At 37.7% G+C, this 19,554-nt stretch carries 20 protein-coding genes; 10 read left to right on the top strand and 10 right to left on the bottom strand.

What is annotated here, in order from left to right:
- The first annotated feature begins 199 nt into the window (after window positions 1-199).
- From MKL32_RS07615 to MKL32_RS07605, 3 genes are all read left to right on the top strand, one after another.
- Window positions 200-361: a hypothetical protein gene (locus tag MKL32_RS07615; RefSeq protein ID WP_199955123.1), complete on the top strand. Its 162-nt coding sequence runs from the start codon at window positions 200-202 to the stop codon at window positions 359-361.
- A 205-nt stretch (window positions 362-566) separates the two neighbouring features.
- Entirely contained in the window at window positions 567-1,001 is a 435-nt protein-coding gene (locus MKL32_RS07610; RefSeq protein WP_042892400.1) for an I78 family peptidase inhibitor, read from the top strand.
- A 187-nt stretch (window positions 1,002-1,188) separates the two neighbouring features.
- The gene (locus MKL32_RS07605) at window positions 1,189-1,752 is read left to right on the top strand and encodes an FxsA family protein (protein ID WP_005402729.1); all 564 of its coding nucleotides are present in this window, start codon (window positions 1,189-1,191) and stop codon (window positions 1,750-1,752) included.
- Window positions 1,753-1,796: 44 nt separating this feature from the next.
- Here the strand turns inward: MKL32_RS07605 and MKL32_RS07600 are convergent, their stop codons facing one another.
- On the bottom strand, window positions 1,797-1,979 hold the full coding sequence (locus MKL32_RS07600; protein WP_005402728.1) for a hypothetical protein: 183 nt from the start codon (window positions 1,977-1,979) through the stop codon (window positions 1,797-1,799).
- Window positions 1,980-2,222: 243 nt separating this feature from the next.
- Between MKL32_RS07600 and MKL32_RS07595 the strand changes: the two genes are divergently transcribed.
- Complete coding sequence (locus MKL32_RS07595; RefSeq protein WP_004915370.1) at window positions 2,223-2,480, top strand: hypothetical protein; 258 nt, start codon at window positions 2,223-2,225, stop codon at window positions 2,478-2,480.
- Window positions 2,481-2,531: 51 nt separating this feature from the next.
- Here MKL32_RS07595 and metK read toward each other — a convergent pair whose 3' ends face one another.
- Entirely contained in the window at window positions 2,532-3,698 is a 1,167-nt protein-coding gene (metK, locus tag MKL32_RS07590; RefSeq protein ID WP_004954738.1) for a methionine adenosyltransferase, read from the bottom strand.
- Window positions 3,699-4,082: 384 nt separating this feature from the next.
- Between metK and tkt the strand changes: the two genes are divergently transcribed.
- Window positions 4,083-6,071 (top strand): transketolase, encoded by a 1,989-nt coding sequence (gene tkt, locus MKL32_RS07585; RefSeq protein WP_270900371.1) that lies wholly within the window; start codon window positions 4,083-4,085, stop codon window positions 6,069-6,071.
- Between the two features lie 54 nt (window positions 6,072-6,125).
- Here the strand turns inward: tkt and MKL32_RS07580 are convergent, their stop codons facing one another.
- Complete coding sequence (locus MKL32_RS07580) at window positions 6,126-6,533, bottom strand: OsmC family protein (protein WP_039046958.1); 408 nt, start codon at window positions 6,531-6,533, stop codon at window positions 6,126-6,128.
- A gap of 227 nt (window positions 6,534-6,760) precedes the next feature.
- Between MKL32_RS07580 and MKL32_RS07575 the strand changes: the two genes are divergently transcribed.
- Window positions 6,761-7,339 (top strand): YceI family protein, encoded by a 579-nt coding sequence (locus MKL32_RS07575; RefSeq protein ID WP_039046957.1) that lies wholly within the window; start codon window positions 6,761-6,763, stop codon window positions 7,337-7,339.
- Between the two features lie 81 nt (window positions 7,340-7,420).
- On the opposite strand, the gene MKL32_RS07570 is transcribed toward MKL32_RS07575, so the two are convergent.
- Together MKL32_RS07570 and MKL32_RS07565 are read right to left on the bottom strand one after the other, a co-directional pair.
- Window positions 7,421-7,927, bottom strand: coding sequence for a GNAT family N-acetyltransferase (locus tag MKL32_RS07570; protein WP_270900370.1), 507 nt, complete (start codon window positions 7,925-7,927; stop codon window positions 7,421-7,423).
- 79 nt (window positions 7,928-8,006) lie between these two features.
- Window positions 8,007-8,264: a YjhX family toxin gene (locus MKL32_RS07565; RefSeq protein WP_270900369.1), complete on the bottom strand. Its 258-nt coding sequence runs from the start codon at window positions 8,262-8,264 to the stop codon at window positions 8,007-8,009.
- A gap of 333 nt (window positions 8,265-8,597) precedes the next feature.
- On the opposite strand from MKL32_RS07565, the gene MKL32_RS07560 reads away from it, so the two are divergent.
- Complete coding sequence (locus MKL32_RS07560) at window positions 8,598-9,053, top strand: nucleoside deaminase (RefSeq protein WP_004961526.1); 456 nt, start codon at window positions 8,598-8,600, stop codon at window positions 9,051-9,053.
- 51 nt (window positions 9,054-9,104) lie between these two features.
- Here MKL32_RS07560 and MKL32_RS07555 read toward each other — a convergent pair whose 3' ends face one another.
- Window positions 9,105-9,638 (bottom strand): lecithin retinol acyltransferase family protein, encoded by a 534-nt coding sequence (locus MKL32_RS07555; RefSeq protein WP_004954724.1) that lies wholly within the window; start codon window positions 9,636-9,638, stop codon window positions 9,105-9,107.
- A gap of 151 nt (window positions 9,639-9,789) precedes the next feature.
- Here MKL32_RS07555 and MKL32_RS07550 point away from each other — a divergent pair, with 151 nt between their 5' ends.
- Window positions 9,790-10,551 (top strand): phosphodiester glycosidase family protein, encoded by a 762-nt coding sequence (locus tag MKL32_RS07550; protein ID WP_004961530.1) that lies wholly within the window; start codon window positions 9,790-9,792, stop codon window positions 10,549-10,551.
- Between the two features lie 41 nt (window positions 10,552-10,592).
- On the opposite strand, the gene MKL32_RS07545 is transcribed toward MKL32_RS07550, so the two are convergent.
- The 3 genes from MKL32_RS07545 to putA all read right to left on the bottom strand — a co-directional run bounded on the left by MKL32_RS07545 (window position 10,593) and on the right by putA (window position 16,134).
- Window positions 10,593-10,820: a hypothetical protein gene (locus MKL32_RS07545; RefSeq protein WP_004954718.1), complete on the bottom strand. Its 228-nt coding sequence runs from the start codon at window positions 10,818-10,820 to the stop codon at window positions 10,593-10,595.
- A 249-nt stretch (window positions 10,821-11,069) separates the two neighbouring features.
- Window positions 11,070-12,155, bottom strand: coding sequence for a tRNA (uridine(54)-C5)-methyltransferase TrmA (gene trmA, locus MKL32_RS07540; protein ID WP_004961537.1), 1,086 nt, complete (start codon window positions 12,153-12,155; stop codon window positions 11,070-11,072).
- Between the two features lie 214 nt (window positions 12,156-12,369).
- Window positions 12,370-16,134: a trifunctional transcriptional regulator/proline dehydrogenase/L-glutamate gamma-semialdehyde dehydrogenase gene (putA, locus tag MKL32_RS07535; RefSeq protein WP_270900368.1), complete on the bottom strand. Its 3,765-nt coding sequence runs from the start codon at window positions 16,132-16,134 to the stop codon at window positions 12,370-12,372.
- 120 nt (window positions 16,135-16,254) lie between these two features.
- On the opposite strand from putA, the gene MKL32_RS07530 reads away from it, so the two are divergent.
- Window positions 16,255-16,746 (top strand): Lrp/AsnC ligand binding domain-containing protein, encoded by a 492-nt coding sequence (locus tag MKL32_RS07530; protein WP_004915403.1) that lies wholly within the window; start codon window positions 16,255-16,257, stop codon window positions 16,744-16,746.
- Window positions 16,747-16,788: 42 nt separating this feature from the next.
- Here MKL32_RS07530 and putP read toward each other — a convergent pair whose 3' ends face one another.
- Window positions 16,789-18,285 carry a sodium/proline symporter PutP gene (gene putP / locus MKL32_RS07525; protein ID WP_004954704.1) on the bottom strand — a complete coding sequence of 499 codons (1,497 nt, stop codon included), beginning with the start codon at window positions 18,283-18,285 and terminating at the stop codon, window positions 16,789-16,791.
- A gap of 487 nt (window positions 18,286-18,772) precedes the next feature.
- Here putP and MKL32_RS07520 point away from each other — a divergent pair, with 487 nt between their 5' ends.
- Complete coding sequence (locus MKL32_RS07520) at window positions 18,773-19,519, top strand: IS5 family transposase (protein WP_004912080.1); 747 nt, start codon at window positions 18,773-18,775, stop codon at window positions 19,517-19,519.
- The last annotated feature ends 35 nt before the right edge of the window (window positions 19,520-19,554 follow it).

Genomic DNA, 19,554 nt, shown 5'->3' with positions numbered 1-19,554 from the left:
GAGTCCTTTATAGTTAAAGTGTTTGTTTGCACTCATATTTTAACTATTTAGACTCAGGTTTTTTTATTTAAAGCAAACTATGGGACAGTAGTGACCTAAGGGTGCTTTTTTATGCGTTATCAAAGTGACTGTTGAGGGAAAATTTTATCTTCCTGACCGTGTTTGCTATGTGATAGGCTTAATAAAAAAGGATAAGCCTATGGATGCCATAGAAACAAAAGATTTTTCTGCTATTGCTGGTTACACGCTTGCACTTCTAGAGATGGATGAGTGGATTAATACTCGGCCTTTTTTTTATCAAATAAAGACGCATTATTTGGTTGATCAAGCGATTAGGCTTGAATACATCATTATCCAGTAGAGATAATTTAGAAACTTTAGCCTGGTAAGAATGAACTTTGAATGGCATAGATCATAAATACATCTAAAGTATATTTTTTTTAATAAGTTGTATTGCTGAGCTAAAATCCTACAAATATTCAAATTATTTTTCTGTTTCAAATCATCGACATAATTTCTAAATTTTTTTGATATCTTTAATTTTTTACACATAAGAATTTAATTTTATGAAAAAGTTATTCATCATCTGTACGGTATTCCTTTCAATATCAGCATGCTCATCTACTCCAAATAAAGATGTGTCTCCTCCTAAAATTGGTATGCCTAATCCAGCCAGCCAATATTGTATTGAGCAAGGTGGGCAATTAGAAATTAGAAATGAAGCGAATGGTCAGGTCGGATACTGTAAATTACCGAATGGTAAAGTTGTAGAAGAGTGGGAGCTTTTTAGAGCAAATCAACCTAAATGCGATGCGGAAGAGGTTCAAAAATTAATTGGTCAGTCTGGGTTAAGTGATCAACAAATTAAACAAAAAACTCAATCAGAAATTGTTCGCACAGTTGCACCAAATCAGCCTGTAACAATGGATTATCGTGAAAATCGAGTTACTGTTACGATAGACCCAAGCTCTAAGAAAATCTTAAATGCGAGCTGCGGCTAATATTTATAAAAAATATAAGCTCTCATCTTGAATGTCTTCAGATGAGAGTGTTTCTGAAAATAGAGTAAGCCGTAAAACTTGATAAATTCGAAATTGTACCCATATCTTAATTTATTGAGTTCGTATTGATTAATATGTAAGAATGATCAATTGAGCTGACACAAGTTTTTATTTTTTGAGATTTGAGATGAATCTACTTCTTATCGTGGTTTTAGGTACTATTGCTGAGGTTTTAGTATGGATTGGCGTGGGTGACCTCGTTGGAAGTATGTGGTATGTCTTCTTCTGGTTTGTGCTTGCTTTCTTTATTGGTTTAAACCTTGTTCGCTCTAGTACTGCTAATATCATGCCTCAATTGCAGCAGATGCAAATGACAGGGCAATTAGGCGCAGATCCTGCTGTTACTAAGAAACTTGCATTAGCAATGTCTGGTTTCTTTTTAATGATTCCAGGATTAATTTCTGATGTACTTGCTTTATTGGTGTTGATTCCTTCTGTACAAACAGCTTTTCGTAATGCTTTGATGAAAACAATGGCCAAACGTCAGCAAGCGATGATGGATCAAATGATGGGTGGTATGGGTGGCGGCGGTGCTGCTGGACAAAATCCTTTTGCTGATTTGATGCGCCAAATGCAAGAAATGCAAAATCAACAAGGCGGTAGTCAATACCGTGATTCAACCATTATTGATGGTGAAGCGAGAGAAGTGAAACCAGATCAAAAGAAAATCGAATTTAAAGATGTAAACTAAGTTGTAATTTTTTAAAAAAGCACGCTCTTCTAAAGCGTGCTTTTTTATTTTTGTTTGCTTGTATCTGTATCTGTGCTTTGTTCTAAATTTTCAGATAGGTTTTGTGTTTCAGCACTCTTTTTATATTGTGTTGGAGTTAATGTCGTAACTTCATTTTCTGATTGTTTGTATTTTCTACTGCGATTTGCTCGTTCGCGAAATCCACCTTTATTAATTAATTGAGTCATGATATTTACTCTTTGATCCTAGCTCAATATTTTAGCAAAATTATGTGAAAGATCAAAATAATACCTAATTACTGAATTTACCTCGATTGTAATGATTTCATAAAAATGACATATTATTTTTGTTAAATGAGCTGGTAAGGTCATAAATCAAGATTGAAATCTTGATTTATTTCTCATAGGATAAAAGTGCGACGGTAAAAATTGTTGTAAAAAGAAAATAAAAAATAACAATCGGGAGGAAAGATGATGTTATATCAATATCATTGTGCATGCTGTGACAAGGTTGTTGCTTCAACTGATAAAGAGTGTCCACATTGCGGTTCGCAACACATTAGGAGTCCATATGGGCTTTGGATGTTTTGTGTGGCAGCATGTTTGGCTGTAGTTGTTATTGTGAAGCTTGCGCATATGTATTCGCAACATCATCAAGAAGAACAGCCTGTTCAGAATACTTCTATTTTTGAAGTTTTAAAGCAAGACAATATGAATTCGGGAAATTAAAAATTGGGGAATAAAAAAGCTCGCATCAAGCGAGCTTTTTTATGTGTGGGTTTAAAGTCCAGCAGCATCCTTAAGGATCTGAACTTTATCTGTCTTTTCCCATGTAAATGCAGTGTCAGAACCCTCGCGACCGAAGTGACCATATGCTGCAGTTTGCTTATACATCGGTTGAATTAGATTCAACATACGCGTAATACCATACGGACGTAAGTCAAAATGTTCACGTACTAGCTGAACAATAAGCTCATCTGATACTTTGCCTGTATTAAATGTATTAATTGAAATAGAAGTAGGTTCTGCAACACCAATTGCATAACTCACTTGAATTTCACATTTGTCTGCAAGACCAGCAGCAACAATATTTTTCGCAACATAACGTCCCGCATAAGCTGCAGAGCGGTCTACTTTTGATGGGTCTTTACCAGAGAAAGCACCACCACCATGACGAGCCATACCACCGTATGTATCAACAATAATTTTACGACCAGTTAAACCACAGTCACCTACAGGACCACCAATCACAAACATACCTGTAGGATTGATGTGGAACTTGGTTTCAGCATGAAACATTTCAGCAGGAATAATTGGTTTAATAATTTCTTCGATAATTGCTTCTTTTAACTGAGCTTGGCTGATTTCAGGATCGTGCTGAGTTGATAATACAACTGCATCTAAACGAACTGGCATACCATTTTCATAAGCAAATGTAACTTGGCTTTTTGCATCTGGACGTAACCAAGGTAAAGCACCTGAACGACGTAATTCTGCTTGACGTTCCATGAGGCGATGAGCGTATGAAATAGGCGCAGGCATAAGAACATCTGTCTCACGGCTTGCGTAACCGAACATCAAGCCTTGGTCACCAGCACCTTGATCTTCTGGTTTTTGACGGTCAACACCTTGAGCAATCTCAGGAGACTGCTTACCAATCATGTTGATGACAGCGCATGTAGAGCCATCAAAACCTAAATCAGAATGATGGTAACCGATTCCGTTAACTGTTTGACGTACAATCGCTTCAAAGTCCACGTTTGCTGTAGTCGTAATTTCACCAGCAAGAACAACAGCGCCTGTTTTTACTAATGTTTCACAAGCGACACGCGCATACGGGTCTTCTTTTAGGATTGCATCTAAAATAGCATCACTAATTTGGTCAGCCATTTTGTCTGGATGACCTTCGCTTACAGATTCTGAAGTAAAAACAGCATACTCGCGCATGAACGTCCTATCATGGTTATTTTCAAAAAGACAGAGTATGTTACATCGACTTGGCGTATAGGACTAGCACAAGCTGACTAAAAAGCATGAAATTATTTCATTTTCATCATGTTTTTATTGATATGTGTATAAGTAAAACTAATATTAATGCTTTAATTAATAAAGTTTTTCTGAATTGTAAATTTTCATATTTGACTGATTGTATTTTACATGTTGTTTATACGGTGAACATTTACATAAAGAATTGTATTTGAATGATCAAAATATAAGAAATATCGTGTATTGCACTTTACCCCATCTTGTTTTTTTAAGACAATAGTCGCAGTTTTTGAAAGATGATTTCTCATCTTCTCTCATCTTATTGATTTAATCGGATTCTGACTTATGACAACCCCTTTAAATGAACGTCGTATTGCAAATGCAATTCGTGTCTTGGCTATGGATGCTGTGCAACAAGCAAACTCAGGGCATCCTGGTGCTCCAATGGGGATGGCAGATATCGCTGACGTAGTTTGGCGCGAATTTTTAAATCATAACCCAACAAACCCACAATGGGCGAACCGTGACCGTTTTGTATTGTCTAATGGTCATGGCTCAATGTTGCAATATGCATTATTGCATTTGACTGGTTATGATTTGTCTATTGAAGATTTAAAGCAATTCCGCCAATTACACTCTAAAACTCCTGGTCATCCTGAATATGGCTATGCACCAGGTATTGAAACAACAACTGGCCCATTAGGTCAGGGTATTGCGAATGCAGTAGGTTTTGCTTTAGCTGAAAAAACGTTAGCTGCTCAGTTCAACAAAGACGGTTTAGATGTTGTTGATCACTTCACGTACTGTTTCCTTGGTGATGGCTGCTTGATGGAAGGTATTTCGCACGAAGTATGTTCACTTGCAGGTACTTTAGGTCTTGGTAAGTTGATTGCTTACTACGATGACAACGGGATTTCAATTGATGGTGAAGTAGAAGGTTGGTTTAGTGATGATACTGAGCAACGTTTCAAAGCTTATGGCTGGCAAGTGCTTCGTGTAGACGGGCATGACGCTGATGCGATTCGTCAAGCAACTGTTGAAGCCAAAGCTGAAAGCAATAAACCAACGATCATTATCTGTAAAACGATTATTGGTTTAGGTTCTCCGAATAAACAAGGTAAAGAAGACTGCCACGGCGCTCCACTTGGTAAAGACGAAATCGCTTTAACACGTGAAGCATTAGGTTGGAAAGAAGAAGCGTTTGTTATTCCGGAAGATGTATATGCAGCTTGGGATGCAAAAGCTAAGGGTCAAACTTCTGAAGCCGCTTGGAATGAATTGTTTGCACAATACCAAGCAAAATATCCAACTAAAGCAGCTGAATTGTTACGTCGCATCAACGGTGACTTACCTGCAGAATTTGCTGCACAAGCCGATGCATTCATTGCTGAAACAAATGCAAAAGCTGAAACAATTGCAACTCGTAAAGCAAGCCAAAATACGTTACAAGCGTTTGGTCCATTACTGCCTGAATTATTAGGTGGTTCGGCTGACTTGGCTGGTTCTAACTTAACACTTTGGAAAGGTTGCCAAGGCGTACAAGACAATCCTGCGGGTAACTACGTTTATTACGGCGTTCGTGAATTCGGTATGACCGCAATTGCAAACGGTGTAGCTTTACACGGTGGTTTTGTTCCTTACGTTGCAACATTCTTAATGTTTATGGAATATGCGCGCAATGCGGTACGTATGTCTGCATTAATGAAGCAACGCGTGATTCATGTTTATACGCATGACTCAATTGGTTTAGGTGAAGATGGTCCTACGCATCAACCAATTGAGCAAATTGCATCATTACGTGGTACGCCAAATTTAAATACATGGCGTCCATGTGATACGGTTGAAGCGGCTGTTTCTTGGAAATCTGCGCTACAACGTAAAGATGGTCCAACAGCATTAATCTTCTCTCGTCAAAACTTGCCATTCCAAGCACGTAATGAAGCTCAAATTCAAAACGTTGCAAAAGGTGGTTATGTACTTGCTGAAGAGAAAGGTGAATTGAAGGCAATCATAATTGCAACAGGTTCAGAAGTTTCATTGGCAATGGAAGCATATGCACAACTTGAAGGTGTGCGTGTAGTGTCTATGCCATGTGCTGAAGAGTTTATGAAGCAAGATGCTGAATATCGTGAAGCGGTATTGCCTGCGCACATCCGTGCACGTGTAGCGGTTGAAGCGGCTCATGTTGATTACTGGTGGAAGTTTGTTGGTTTAGACGGCAAAGTGATCGGTATGACCACTTATGGCGAATCTGCTCCAGCAAAAGACTTGTTCCAATTCTTCGGTATCACCACTGAAGCGGTTGTTGCTGCTGTTAAAGAGTTGACTGCTTAATTGAATTAAGAGTTAAAAAAGCGTCCTGATTAGGGCGCTTTTTTGTGATTGAAATTAAATGCTAAGTTCAGTTTGAATCGAAATATTCGACGTCAATAATTTATGAACAGGACAGCTTTCTGCTACCTTTAACAAGCGTTTGTGCTGATCTTCGGTAAATTCACCTTTAAGCATGATCTTACGCTCAATGTTATTTTGACCAGACTCTGGTTGACCATTTGGATTCAATGAAAGATCTACTTGAACGTGTTCAAGTTTAATTCCTTTGTGATTGGCGTACATTTCTAAGGTGATCGTCGTACACGCGCCCAGAGCAGATAATAATAATTGTATTGGATTTGGTGCAGTATCTTGACCGCCTTTATCTGCAGGTTCATCAGAATACCAAGTGTGCCCAGAAGAGTTCGTCAGTGTAACGCGATAGGGAGTTGATGTGCTGAGTGCTTGGGTAGAATAAGTCATGATTTACCTTGTTGTGAATCTTTTTAAATTAAAAAAATCATAGATCAATCGAGAATACGAATGAACTATCCAATTGTCTAGTATCGAATCTGTATAATCATATTGAGTTTAATACGCGCTGTAACCCTTTTATTGTTGCACGGATGAAACATATCGTTTTATAAAGAATGGTGAATAAAAATACTTGATCTATACACTATTGCCTATACCAAACAAGGATACGAAAAATGCAATTTAAAACATTAAGCTTAGGTTTAGCCGTTGCCATCGCAAGTTCTGTAACTTTAGCTGCGCCTGTGGACTATAAAATTGATCCAACACATACAGCAACAGTGTTTAGCTGGAATCACTTTGGTTTTTCAACTCCGAGCGCGAATTTCACTGATATTCAAGGCGTGATTAAAGTTGATAATGCTAAACCATCAAACTCTTCTGTAGATGTGATTATTCCAATCAGCAGTGTGAATACAAATGTTCCTGCTTTGGATAAAGAGTTCCAAGAAGAAGCTTGGTTTAACGCAGCTAAATATCCGAATATCACTTTTAAAAGTACTAAAGTAGAAACTAAAGACAAGAAACACTTCAAAATTACGGGTAACTTAACCGTTAAAGGTGTGACTAAACCTGTAGTTTTAGATGCTGTGCTGAATAAACAAGGTGAGCATCCAATGGCTAAAGTACCTGCAATTGGATTTAATGCAACGACTTCATTTGATCGTTCTGCATTTGGTATCGGAAACTATGTTCCGAATGTAGGTGATAAGATCACTGTAAATATTACAACTGAAGCAACTGCTGCTAAGTAATATCGAAGTACTCAAACTTCAAAAAAGCTCACGCTCAATAGCCGTGAGCTTTTTTATTTGCTCATTATCTAGAGAAAATGACTATGTGGTAGCATTAAATGCTTCTGAATAAGTGACAAAACCACTTGGTATGTGGTTGGTAAAAGCAAGAATTTGAAAATAGTCTGCTGGAACATCTTCTAGGATCAATCTAGCATCAGCCTTAAAGCCAAATTTTCCATAATAATTAGGATCGCCGAGTAATACGCATCCTTTTGCATTTAGTGCCTTGATCTTATTCAAACCTTCTTTGATAAGTTGAGAGCCTATACCATTTGCTTGATATTCAGGTAGAACTGAAATAGGACCTAAACCATACCAATCTGTCGCACCATCTGAAATAGAGACGGGTGAAAAGGCAATATGCCCAACAACTTGATTGTTAATTTCAGCGATTAAAGAAAGGGTTAACTGATTGTTTTCTCTCAGCGCATTTACAATGAATTGTTCAGTGTGGCTTGAATATTCAACATGTGAGAATACTGATTGTATTAAATCAAAAATGGCTTGGATGTCAGTGTTCTGTTCATTACGGATTCGAATGTTCATTTTAGTTACCTAGTATTTTTTTAAATCACTGATGAAGCAAAATCATGTTATTGCTTCATCAGATGATGATTAAGGATGTTTATTGATTATCGAGTTGAGGCCGTAAGTTTCTAGGCCCATTCAAATTGATTTGATAGGGTTGACCTTCCTGTGATTTGATCAATCTTTTCTTCTTAAGTTTTCGAAAAACATCGAGTGTGCAATCAGATAATACAAAACCTTCACGGCTATAACATTCTACAGCAATGAGTTGTCCTGATTCATTTTTGAGTTTTACGATTTTTCCGCCTTTTGCTAAGACGTGTAAAGTCCTTTGTTCAGACTTGGATAGGTTCATGTTGGAATCCAGATATTAAGTAATCAAAAGCAAAGATAGGCATGAAGCCTGAAAATTCGCGTTGATAACCCATTTCAAATTTTCATTGAAATATGGTTATCAGATTACTGCTATCTCCAACATAAAATCCTCAATGTAGATTGGATATGAAATTTGCTAATCAATATATAGCTTGTGATATAAAAAGTAAAATATTATGTGAAATATACTGTGTTTTGGGTGCGAGAGTTAAGGTGTATAGCCTTATTTTTATGATTAACTTAAGATGCAAGTATCGATGTATTTCCAATATTTGAATGCACAGCACAAATATTATTTTCAAGGTAGGATAGGATGGATAATCAGAAATTCATACAGCAGGCCGTCGATTTAGCACTAGAAAATGTAAAACGAGGCGGTCGACCATTTGCTGCTTTGGTTGTAAAAAATAATGAGATCATTTCAACAGGTGTAAATCAGATTAAGTTGACGAATGATCCGACAGCACATGCTGAACTGCTCGCATTACGAGAAGCAGGTCGTTTATTATCAACTCCAAATTTAGAAGATTGTACGGTTTATGCAAGTGGGCAACCTTGTCCAATGTGTCTAGCTGCAATAAGAATGGCTGGTATTTCAAAAGTATTTTTTGCATTCTCCAATACGGATGCTGAACCATTTGGTTTATCAACTGCGAAAATTGCCGAATTATTGAGAGTTGAACCTCAGTTTCAAGAGGGTTTAGAGTTTACTCAATTAAAATCGAATCACTGCTCAGATTTGTATGCAATTTGGCAAAGACAACAGTAGATTGGATTGCGAAGAATTACTTTTAGATTAGTAACTTATTGAAAATCCACATTACTTTTTTGCATGTTTTTCTTTTAAAAGTAAGTATGCGGGAAGAGATTTTTTCGCTTGACGGCGAATCATGATTTTTATGTATAAAACGATCGCAAAGCAGGCTGTAGCAATTGTAAGCATCAGGCTATTCATATAACTCATTAAAGAGCTAACATAACCAATCGTAGCAATACGCCGTTGCATCCTTTCAACTTGCGTACTGGATTCAATACCTGTAATCGCCCATGTGCAAAGGTGTTCACAATTATTGATAATCAAATGGTAGTGATTTTCATGCATACGTGATCGCATGCGACGTACAACTGCCTTAGCTTTATATTTCGGTGATTCATAATAACGAATATGAATAGGCTTATCACGAGCAAAACGTTCTAGTGTCGTTATTTCAATAGGATGTTTTTTGAAAATATGTGCAAAGCCTGAGTAGTGAATAACTCTTCCACGACCTGCATAGATGCCATGATGGCTATAACCAAAGTGTTTGACGATGAGATGAGCGCCAAGATAAAAACGTTGATGTTTTTGCTGCATGCCTATTCAAGAATATTGCATTTTACCTAGCTATTTTAGTGAAAAAAGATGAATCTATCGAGCATAATTCATCAATCAATTATGTGAATATGTGTTGAGTTTGTATCTGTCATCTAAATCGAGGTTATATTCTAGCGTAGGTACTTTTGTGATGGTGAGGAATTTGAAATTGTTGTTGAATCGATGTCTATTACTATCATGTATGGTATTTCAAGCTACCACAGTTTTTGCATTTGAATATCAGAGTATAAAATTCGAGGATGTTCAATTTGAAGTGATAAAGGTCGACGACTTAAAGGATTTGCAATTATTTTTAAAAAATCCTCGAACAGGTGATTTCTATCAAAAGTTTTCGAATATTCAAAGCGACTTAGCTGCATGTAAAGAATTACGTTTTGCGATGAATGCTGGGATGTATCATCCCAACTTTGAGCCTGTGGGGTTGTATATAGAAAAAAAGAAAAAGCTTTCTGAATTAAATGAATCAACTGGTTTTGGTAATTTTTTTATGCAACCAAATGGTGTAGTAGCGTGGAATGATCATGGTGCTGTCATTCATTCAACAGCAGACTATAAGAGAGCAAACTTTACAGCAAATTTCGCGACACAATCAGGACCAATGTTGGTGCATAAAGGACTAATAAATTCTCAATTTATAAAGGATTCAAATTCTTTGAAAATTCGTAATGGTGTTGGGGTACGGGATGATCATTTATATTTCGTGATTTCAGAACAGCGTATAAATTTTTATCAGTTTGCAAAGTTCTTTAAACATCAGTTGAGAGTAGATGAAGCTTTGTATTTAGATGGATCGATTTCTAGCTTGTATTTAAAAGACATTCAACGTAATGATAGAAAATATAATTTAGGACCAATCGTTGGATTAACACATCAAATGAATTGTAAGTTATAGAACCCTAATCCTCTCGTTCAGAAAAGATTAGGGTATTATTTTTATTGGATTGGTGGGTTGATCATCGCAAGTAATTCTTTACGACTATAACCACGAGAAATCAGGACTTTTTTGATGCCTTTAATCACATCTTCATCTGTAGCTTTTACTAAAGCCTCAAGAAGTTGTTCATTTGATTTGCAAGAGCAATCATTTTCAACACAAGAGGTTTGATTCTTGTGTTCGTTATATTGTTGATCAGCATTCAACAATTTTTGCCAAAAACTCATAGAGCCTTCATATACAACCTAACATAGATCGAAATATAGTCACTTTAAAATAAAATACAAGTCAGCATAAGTGATAAAAGCAGCAGTTGAACTTCAATTTTTTCGATGATTTTTAATGTTATTAACGAAATTATGACAACTTAATGACTTGACCGTTGATATTTCAAAGTTTTTTTATAAAAAACTCAAATAAAAAATAGAGAGTTATAAAAACTCTCTATTAAAAATGCTTACATTGAAATAGTTTGTTTAAATTTTTTCAAGTAATACACCAGACTCAACATGATGCGTAAAAGGGAATTGATCAAACATAGCAAACTTCTGAATGCGGTGTGTTTGTGTCAATATTTTTAAGTTATCGTGTAGCGTGTCTGGGTTGCAAGATATGTAGATAATACGTTCAAAACCTTGTAACAGCTTGAGCGTTTCGTCATCAATGCCTGCGCGTGGTGGATCAACAAATACAGTGTCAAAGTCATAGCTTTGAATATCAATTTCAGCTTCTAATAAACGTCTAAATGTACGTTCACCTTGATAGGCTTGGGTAAATTCTTCAGCTGATAAACGTGCTACTTGAATATTATCAATTTGATTCTGCTCAATATTCCATTGCGCTGCATGAACTGATGATTTAGCAAGTTCAGTTGCAAGAACGCGTTTAAATTTCAGAGACAGTGGTAGAGTAAAGTTACCATTACCGCAATACAGTTCTAGTAAATCTTTTTGAGCACCTTCCGCAGCATCACAAGCCCATTCAAGCATATGTTGGCAGACTTGAGCATTAGGCTGGGTAAAGCTGCTTTCAATTTGTTTGTATTTGAAAGTACGTCCATGAACATTAAGTTGCTCAACAACGTAATCATCTCCAATAATGACCTTTTGACCGCGGCTACGTCCCATAATTTTAATATTTAATTTATCAGCAAGTGCTTTTGCTGCACTTTCCCATTCTGCATCCAAACGGCGATGGTAAATCAGCGTTACCAACATTTCGCCACTTAAAGTGGATAGGAAATCTGCTTCAAAAATACGTTGCGAAAGAATCGGAGTTGCTTTTAATTCTTCTAGTAGTAGTGGCATTAAATTATTGATACTGCTATCAGCAATCGGGAAATCATCGATACGAATAACAGCTTTTTGCTTACCATCTTCAGCACGTTCAAACATGGCATAAAACAAATCATCTTCAGTGTGCCAAATACGGAATTCTGCACGCATACGAAAATGTTGCTCAGGTGATTGAAATACTTCTAAAGCAGGGGGATTGAACGGTGCAAATTGTGCGGTGATTCGTTCAACTTTCTCTTGAAGTTGCTGTTGGTAAGATACGGTCATAAAAAAGAAAACTGTAGGTAAAAACTAAAGGGGAATGGTATCAAAAAAAGCAGTAAAAGGTGCAGGGAAATTATGATTATCCCTGATTTAAACGAATTGGTTTCATTACATGATGGTGTGGAAATTTTTGTAAAAACCATTTGTCTTAAAATTAGAAAATAAAAACCCGAACCATGTAGAACATGGTTCGGGCTGGGAGATTTGAAGACTTAAATTAGTCTTCAGATAAAGTCATTAAACTCGCATTACCGCCGGCAGCAGCGGTATTTACACTAATAGCTCGCTCAATGACTAGACGTTCTAGAGGAATCTGCTCATCTGTCTTGAGATGAGTAATGCCCACGATTGCTCCAGAACGGTTCGCAATTTTCGTTTGCAGTTCAGTTAATTGTTCAACTGAACCATGATGTAAAACAGCATCAAAAGCATCTTTTTCGATGTCTGAAATCACTTTAATTGCTGCTAACACATCTTTTGGTAAAGATTTCTGATGCTTAGCCAAGAAAGCATTATCTTTAGTAACAGCAGCAGTACTGCTTACTGCGAAAATCGCTAGTAACTGCTGTAACTGGCTCGCTTCATCATTTGCGATAGAAAGCACACGATGACGAGGTAAGATAATGTATTGGTTACTTTCACCAGTAGGACCTTGCAACTCATAGAATTTACCAACGCCAAATGCAGGAATCGTTGGAATTGCTTGAGGCATATTTTGCTTAGCCCAAGTTAATAAGTTTTGGTAAGCAACATTTGAAACTGCTTCAAAAGTTGAAACTTCTGATTTAACAGCAAATGGTGTTGCTAAGACTTTTTCAGAACAATGTTCCATCAAACGATACATATATAATGGACCGCCTGCTTTAGGACCTGTACCAGATAAGCCTTCACCACCAAAGGGTTGCACGCCAACAACTGCACCAACGATATTACGGTTGATATATAAGTTGCCTACTTCTGCGCGTTGGATGACAGTATTAATCGTTTCATCAATACGTGTGTGTAGACCCATCGTTAAGCCGTAACCTTTTGCATTGATGCGATCGATCAATTGCTCAAGTTCACCGTACTTATACGTGATGATATGCAACACTGGACCAAATACTTCACGCTCTAAATCATCAAGATTTGGTAATTCGATCGCTGTTGGTGGAACAAATGTGCCTTGAGCAAGTGCTTGTTGGCTTACAGCATCGTTAAACATCAATTGATGAACAGGGTAGCCCTTTGATTTCATCTTTTGAATGTGATTATCAATGGTTTGTTTTGCTTCAGTATCAATTACTGGTCCAATATCAGTTTTTAAGATAGCAGGATTACCTACGATCAACTGTTTCATTGCACCTTTCAACATTTTCACAACTGTTGCAGCACTATCTTCTTGAACACATAAGATACGAAGAGCAGAACAACGTTGACCTGCACTATCAAATGCAGAACTTACCACATCCAATACGACTTGTTCGGTTAATGCAGATGAATCAACGATCATGGCATTTTGACCACCTGTTTCCGCGATTAACGGAATTGGTTGACCATTCGGCGATAAGCGTTTTGCCACAGTTTTTTGCAAGATTTTTGCAACTTCTGTAGAACCTGTAAACATGATGCCTTGGATACGATCATCTTGGCTCAATTGCGCGCCAACTGTTTCACCTCGACCAGGTAGAAGTTGAACTGCACCACGTGGTATACCAGCTTCCCAAAGCATTTGAACTGCTTGAGCTGCAATCAATGGAGTTTGCTCAGCTGGTTTTGCAATCACACAGTTACCGCTTACTAAAGCAGCTGCAATCTGACCCGAGAAAATCGCAAGAGGGAAGTTCCATGGGCTGATACATAAAACTGTACCTAATGGCTTCACTTGTGCATTTGCAGGTAAGTTTTCAATTTGAGTTGCGTAGTAACGTAAGAAGTCTACTGCTTCACGCACTTCTGCAATCGCATTGGCATAGGTTTTACCACTTTCACGGCAAAGTAATACCATCAACTCTTGGATGCGAGCTTCCATCAAATCCGCAGCGCGTTTTAAGCAAGCTGCTCGTTCAGTTTTATTTGTCGCAGCCCAACTTTGCTCTGCTTGTACAGCTGCTTCAAGTGCAAGTTGTACATCAGCGCTGGTTGCCTCGTTTACATAACCTACGATTTCACTATTTTGTGCAGGGTTTGTAATTGCAAGAGCATTACTTTGATCATGGACTGTTGATTCAAATCCAAGTAATGGCACACTTTTCCACACGTGATTACGAAGCTTTTGGGCTGTAACATCTAAGTCTGCAAGCGGTGTGTCGTTGTTTAAATCGAAACCATTTGAGTTTGGACGCAACGGATATAAATCATGCGGAAGAGGAATTGCAGGATGTTTTAAACCAAGCTGGCCTTCTTCTTTAGCAGCAGTTTGAATATCTTTGATAGGTGATTGAATTAAATCATCTACTTTTAATGTTTTGTCTGCAATCCGGTTTACAAATGAAGTGTTTGCACCATTTTCAAGTAAACGACGAACTAAGTAAGCCAATAGGGTTTCATGATTACCAACTGGCGCGTACACGCGACATGGAATACCGAGTTTACCGTCATCTTTTGAACCCACAACTTGTTCATACAGTGGTTCACCCATGCCATGCAAGCATTGGAATTCATATTGACCAGGATAGTATTTGCTTGGATCAGCTAGATTGTATATCGTTGCAAGTGACTGTGCATTATGTGTTGCAAATTGCGGATACACTTGATCAGGTGCGGCAAGAAGTTTCTTCGCACAAGCAATGTATGACAAATCTGTATGCACTTTACGTGTGAACACAGGGTAGTCAGTCATACCTTCAATTTGAGCTTTTTTAATTTCGCTATCCCAATATGCACCTTTCACTAGGCGAATCATCAGACGTTTGTTGCTGCGTTTTGCCAGATCAATGATGTAATCGACAACAAAGAAGCAACGTTTTTGGTAGGCTTGGATAACAAAGCCAATGCCTTTCCAGTTTGCAAGTTTAGGTTCGAAGCATAGACGCTCTAACATTTCCAAAGAAATTTCTAAACGTTCCGATTCTTCAGCATCGATGTTTAAACCAATATCATAATGCTTAGCTAAACATGCGAGTTCGAAAACTTTGTTATAAAGTTCATGGTGAACACGACTGATTTGCGAGCGTTGGTAACGAGGATGCAATGCAGAAAGCTTGATAGAAATACCAGGACCATCATATACGCCACGACCATTAGATGCTTTACCAATCGCATGAATCGCTTGGGTATAGTCGTTGTAATAGCGTTCAGCATCGTGATCTGTGAGCGCAGCTTCACCTAACATGTCATAAGAGTAACGGAAACCCTTATGTTCAAGTGGCTTAGCATGTTCAAGTGCTTCTTCAATAGTTTCACCAGTAACAAACTGTTCACCCATCATACGCATAGCGACGTCAACCGCTTTACGAATAATACCGCGACCACTACGTGCCAATAAGCCCGTTAATACACTCGATAAACTTGTTTGTTTTGGAGTTTCCATTAACTTTCCAGTTAACATCAAACCCCAAGCAGCAGCGTTTACGAACATGAGGCTACTTTGACCTACATGCTCTTTCCAGTTGCCTTGATTGATTTTGTCACGAATCAAAAGATCACGTGTCGCAGTATCTGGAATACGAAGCAATGCTTCTGCTAAACACATGAGTGCCACACCTTCTTGAGAAGAAAGTGAGAACTCTTGAAGTAAACCTTGCACGATACCTGCTTTACCAGCAGAACTTTTGCGTTCACGTAGATTGTTCGCTAGATCGAATGCAAGTTCATAAATTTTTTGATCGAGATCTGGTGAGATGTTTGCGGCTTCAGCAAGTTCAGCGACAGCTTCAGGTTCAGCACGTCGCCAAGCTGTATTAATGCGTTGCTCAAACTCACTTTTTTCTTTAAATTCGGTGATATAACCACCATCGTTGTGAGCTGTGTCCATTTGTGCGGGAGTATCCAAAGTATTCATACTAAATTCCAATAACAATCTCTAGAACATATTGAGTAGAGAGGTTTAGATAATTTATGATTACAGAATAAAACCCGAGTAACTCACTATATTTAGTCCATTTTTTAGAGGAAAATTCAGTTGAATGGCCCTATTTCTACATTAGATCGAACAGATCTAAAAATTCTGGATATTCTTCAAACAGATGGAAGAATTTCTAACAGCAAATTAGCTGAATTAGTGAACCTATCTCCCACAGCCGTCATGGCTCGTGTGCAGAAGCTTACAAAGGATGAATTTATTTTAGGCTATGAAGCAAAGCTTAATCCAGCGAAGCTTAATGCGAATTTTTTAGTATTTGTTGAGGTACTGTTAGATAAAACGACCCCAAACGTACTTGATGATTTTATTGATGCAGTAACGCAATACCCTGAAATCGTGGAATGCCATATGGTGAGTGGAGGCTTTGATTTTCTAATCAAATTGCGCAGTGCCGGGATGGAGGAGTTTCGTCGCATTGCAGGGCAGATTTTGTGGCAGTTACCTGGTGTCAAAGAAACACGGAGTTATCCCGTGATGCAGGTTGTGAAGGATAGCTCGAAGATAAAAATCAAATCGAGGACAAAATTTTGAATCAAAAAAAGGGGCTTTAAAGCCCCTTAAATTTTTGAAGAATTATTTCATGTCTCTAGCATAGATTTCTTCAGCTTGTTCAAAGCGGCTAGTAACATTTGCATTTGGTGCTTTACCAAGCAAACTTACAACCACGATGCTGACAAATGCGAATGCGAAACCTGGAATAATCTCGTAGATGCCTGTTTCACCGAAGAAGTTTTTCCAAACAATCACGGTAACTGCACCGACAACCATACCCACAAGTGCACCGTTCAATGTCATACGCTTCCAGAACAATGAAAGAATAATCAAAGGACCGAATGCTGCACCGAAACCAGCCCAAGCATAAGCAACCAAACCTAAAACTTTACTGTCAGGGTTTTGAGCTAACACCAGCGCAAGTAATGCAACTGCAAGTACCATTGCACGACCAATCCAAACGAGTTCTTTTTGAGACGCATTTTTACGGATAAAGCCTTTGTATAAATCTTCAGTCAAAGCACTTGAACATACTAGTAACTGACAACTTAGCGTACTCATAATTGCAGATAGAATTGCAGCTAAGATTACACCTACAACCCAAGGGTTGAATAAGATTTTTGTGAGTTCCATGAATACTGTTTCATGGTTACCTGCTACCGCGGCAGCAAGTTCTGGGTGTTGCTGGAAGTAAGCGATACCAACGAAACCTGAACCAACAGCACCAGCTAAACATAGAATCATCCAAGTCATACCGATGCGACGAGCTGCTGGAATAGATTTTACTGAGTCAGCTGCCATGAAGCGTACAAGAATGTGAGGTTGACCAAAATAGCCTAAGCCCCATGCTGCTGCTGAGAGGATCGCAACAAAACTTAGATTCGAGACAAAGTCGTAAGCATGTGGGCGAGCAGTTTCTACCAAAGCAGTAAATTCTTCTGCGCCAATTCCTAATGACATGTATGTCACAATTGGAAGAAGCAATAAAGCGAAGATCATTAAACCTGCTTGGAAAGTATCCGTCCAGCTGATTGCTAAGAAGCCACCAACACACACATAGCCAATTGTTGCAAAAGCACCTAACCATAAGGCAGTTTCATAAGGCATATGGAATAGTGTTTCAAACAATCGAGCACCAGCAACCATGCCTGAAGCACAGTAAATTGCAAAGAAAACCAGAATGATCAACGCAGATGTGACACGCAAAATTTTCTTCTGATCATCAAAACGACCAGTGAAATAATCTGGTAATGTTAGTGCATTATTCTGTACTTCGGTATGAACGCGTAGACGTCCAGCAACCAAATACCAGTTAAGCCATGCACCGATGATTAGCCCGATCGCAATCCATGATTCTGATAATCCAGTCAAGTAAATGGCACCAGGTAAACCCATGAGTAACCAACCACTCATATCCGATGCACCAGCAGATAAAGCGGTGACAAAACTACCTAGACTACGTCCTCCGAGAATATAATCATCTAGGTTTTTGGTGGAGAAATAGGCGTATAAACCTATACCGAGCATGGCAAGAATATATACTACGAACACAACAACGGTGGGATTAGAAAAATTCATAATGGATGCCTGTCCTTACATATCCATAATTTTGCAATCACATCTGAATAGCCAAAAATGATTTACTATTCTAATAAGACTGATAAGGTCACAGATTCAATCACGAATGATTTTTAAAAAACTGTTATAATTATGTATATGAACTGTATTGTTTATGTAATTTAAATTAAGTGTATGAATCTTAATTTCTTTATTAAATAAATTAGACTTTTTTATCATAACAAATGTATTTTATTTGGCTGAAAAATATTCAAAGTATTCACATCTGTTACAAAGTTGAAACATTTACTTTTAAAATTAAAAAAATATACGAGAAGCATCGGCTTGAGTAGCTGATTTAAGTCTAAGTTTTGCAGTTTATTATCTCAAAATGCTTATATTTTGAACTATAAATTAAAGTTTATGACTAGGGTGTGTTGACACTTTTAGCTTAAAAAAATAGCGAAGTAGTAAAATCAAATCGCCAAACCCAATTTTACTATTCGCTATGCCTCGTACCATGCTGACAGATCAACACTGGCAAAAGTTGAAAACTATTTTGCGTAATTTATCTATTCATCACAACTCAAATTTACGTAATTTTATTGAAGCTATTCTCTATAGAATTAGAACAGGCTGTCCGTGGCGAGATATTCCTTCCTATTTCGGTCAATCAAACTCTATTTTCAAACGTTTTAATCGTTGGTCAAGCAGCGGTAAGTTGCTTAGATTATTCAAATTATTAGCATCATGCCCCGATATGGAGTGGATTTTTATTGATGGCTCTCACGTACGTGCTCATCAACATTCTGCCGGTATAGCGAATCAATCCATTTCTAAAAGTGTAGGAGGAAACTCCTCAAAAATACATTTGATTGTTGATTCACATGGCAATCCTATTGATTTCATGATTACCGATGGCACTACACATGACATCAAAGTTGCACCTGATTTAATAGCAACATTAGATTTAAAAGAGACAGAAGTGGTATGCGCAGATAAAGGCTATGATTCAGAACCACTGCGTGAGCAGATCAGAAAAACAGGAACAAAAGCGAATATACCAAAGAAAATAAATAGCCAATCGAACAATGATCATATGGACTGGTATTTATATAAAATCAGGCATTTAGTTGAAAATATGTTTTGTAGATTAAAACAATTTAGAGGGATAGCTACTCGATATGACAAGCTCAAAAGAAATTATCAAAGTGCTGTTGCCTTAGCCTGTATATTTTTATGGCTACCTTTATAGGTTTAATTATGAACAGTAAATGTCAACAGACCCTA

Source organism: Acinetobacter sp. AOR34_HL, assembly GCF_027854795.1.
GTDB classification, from domain to species: domain Bacteria; phylum Pseudomonadota; class Gammaproteobacteria; order Pseudomonadales; family Moraxellaceae; genus Acinetobacter; species Acinetobacter junii.
The sequence above is the reverse complement of the archived record's forward strand: the minus strand, read 5'-3'. Positions and strand labels throughout refer to the sequence as shown.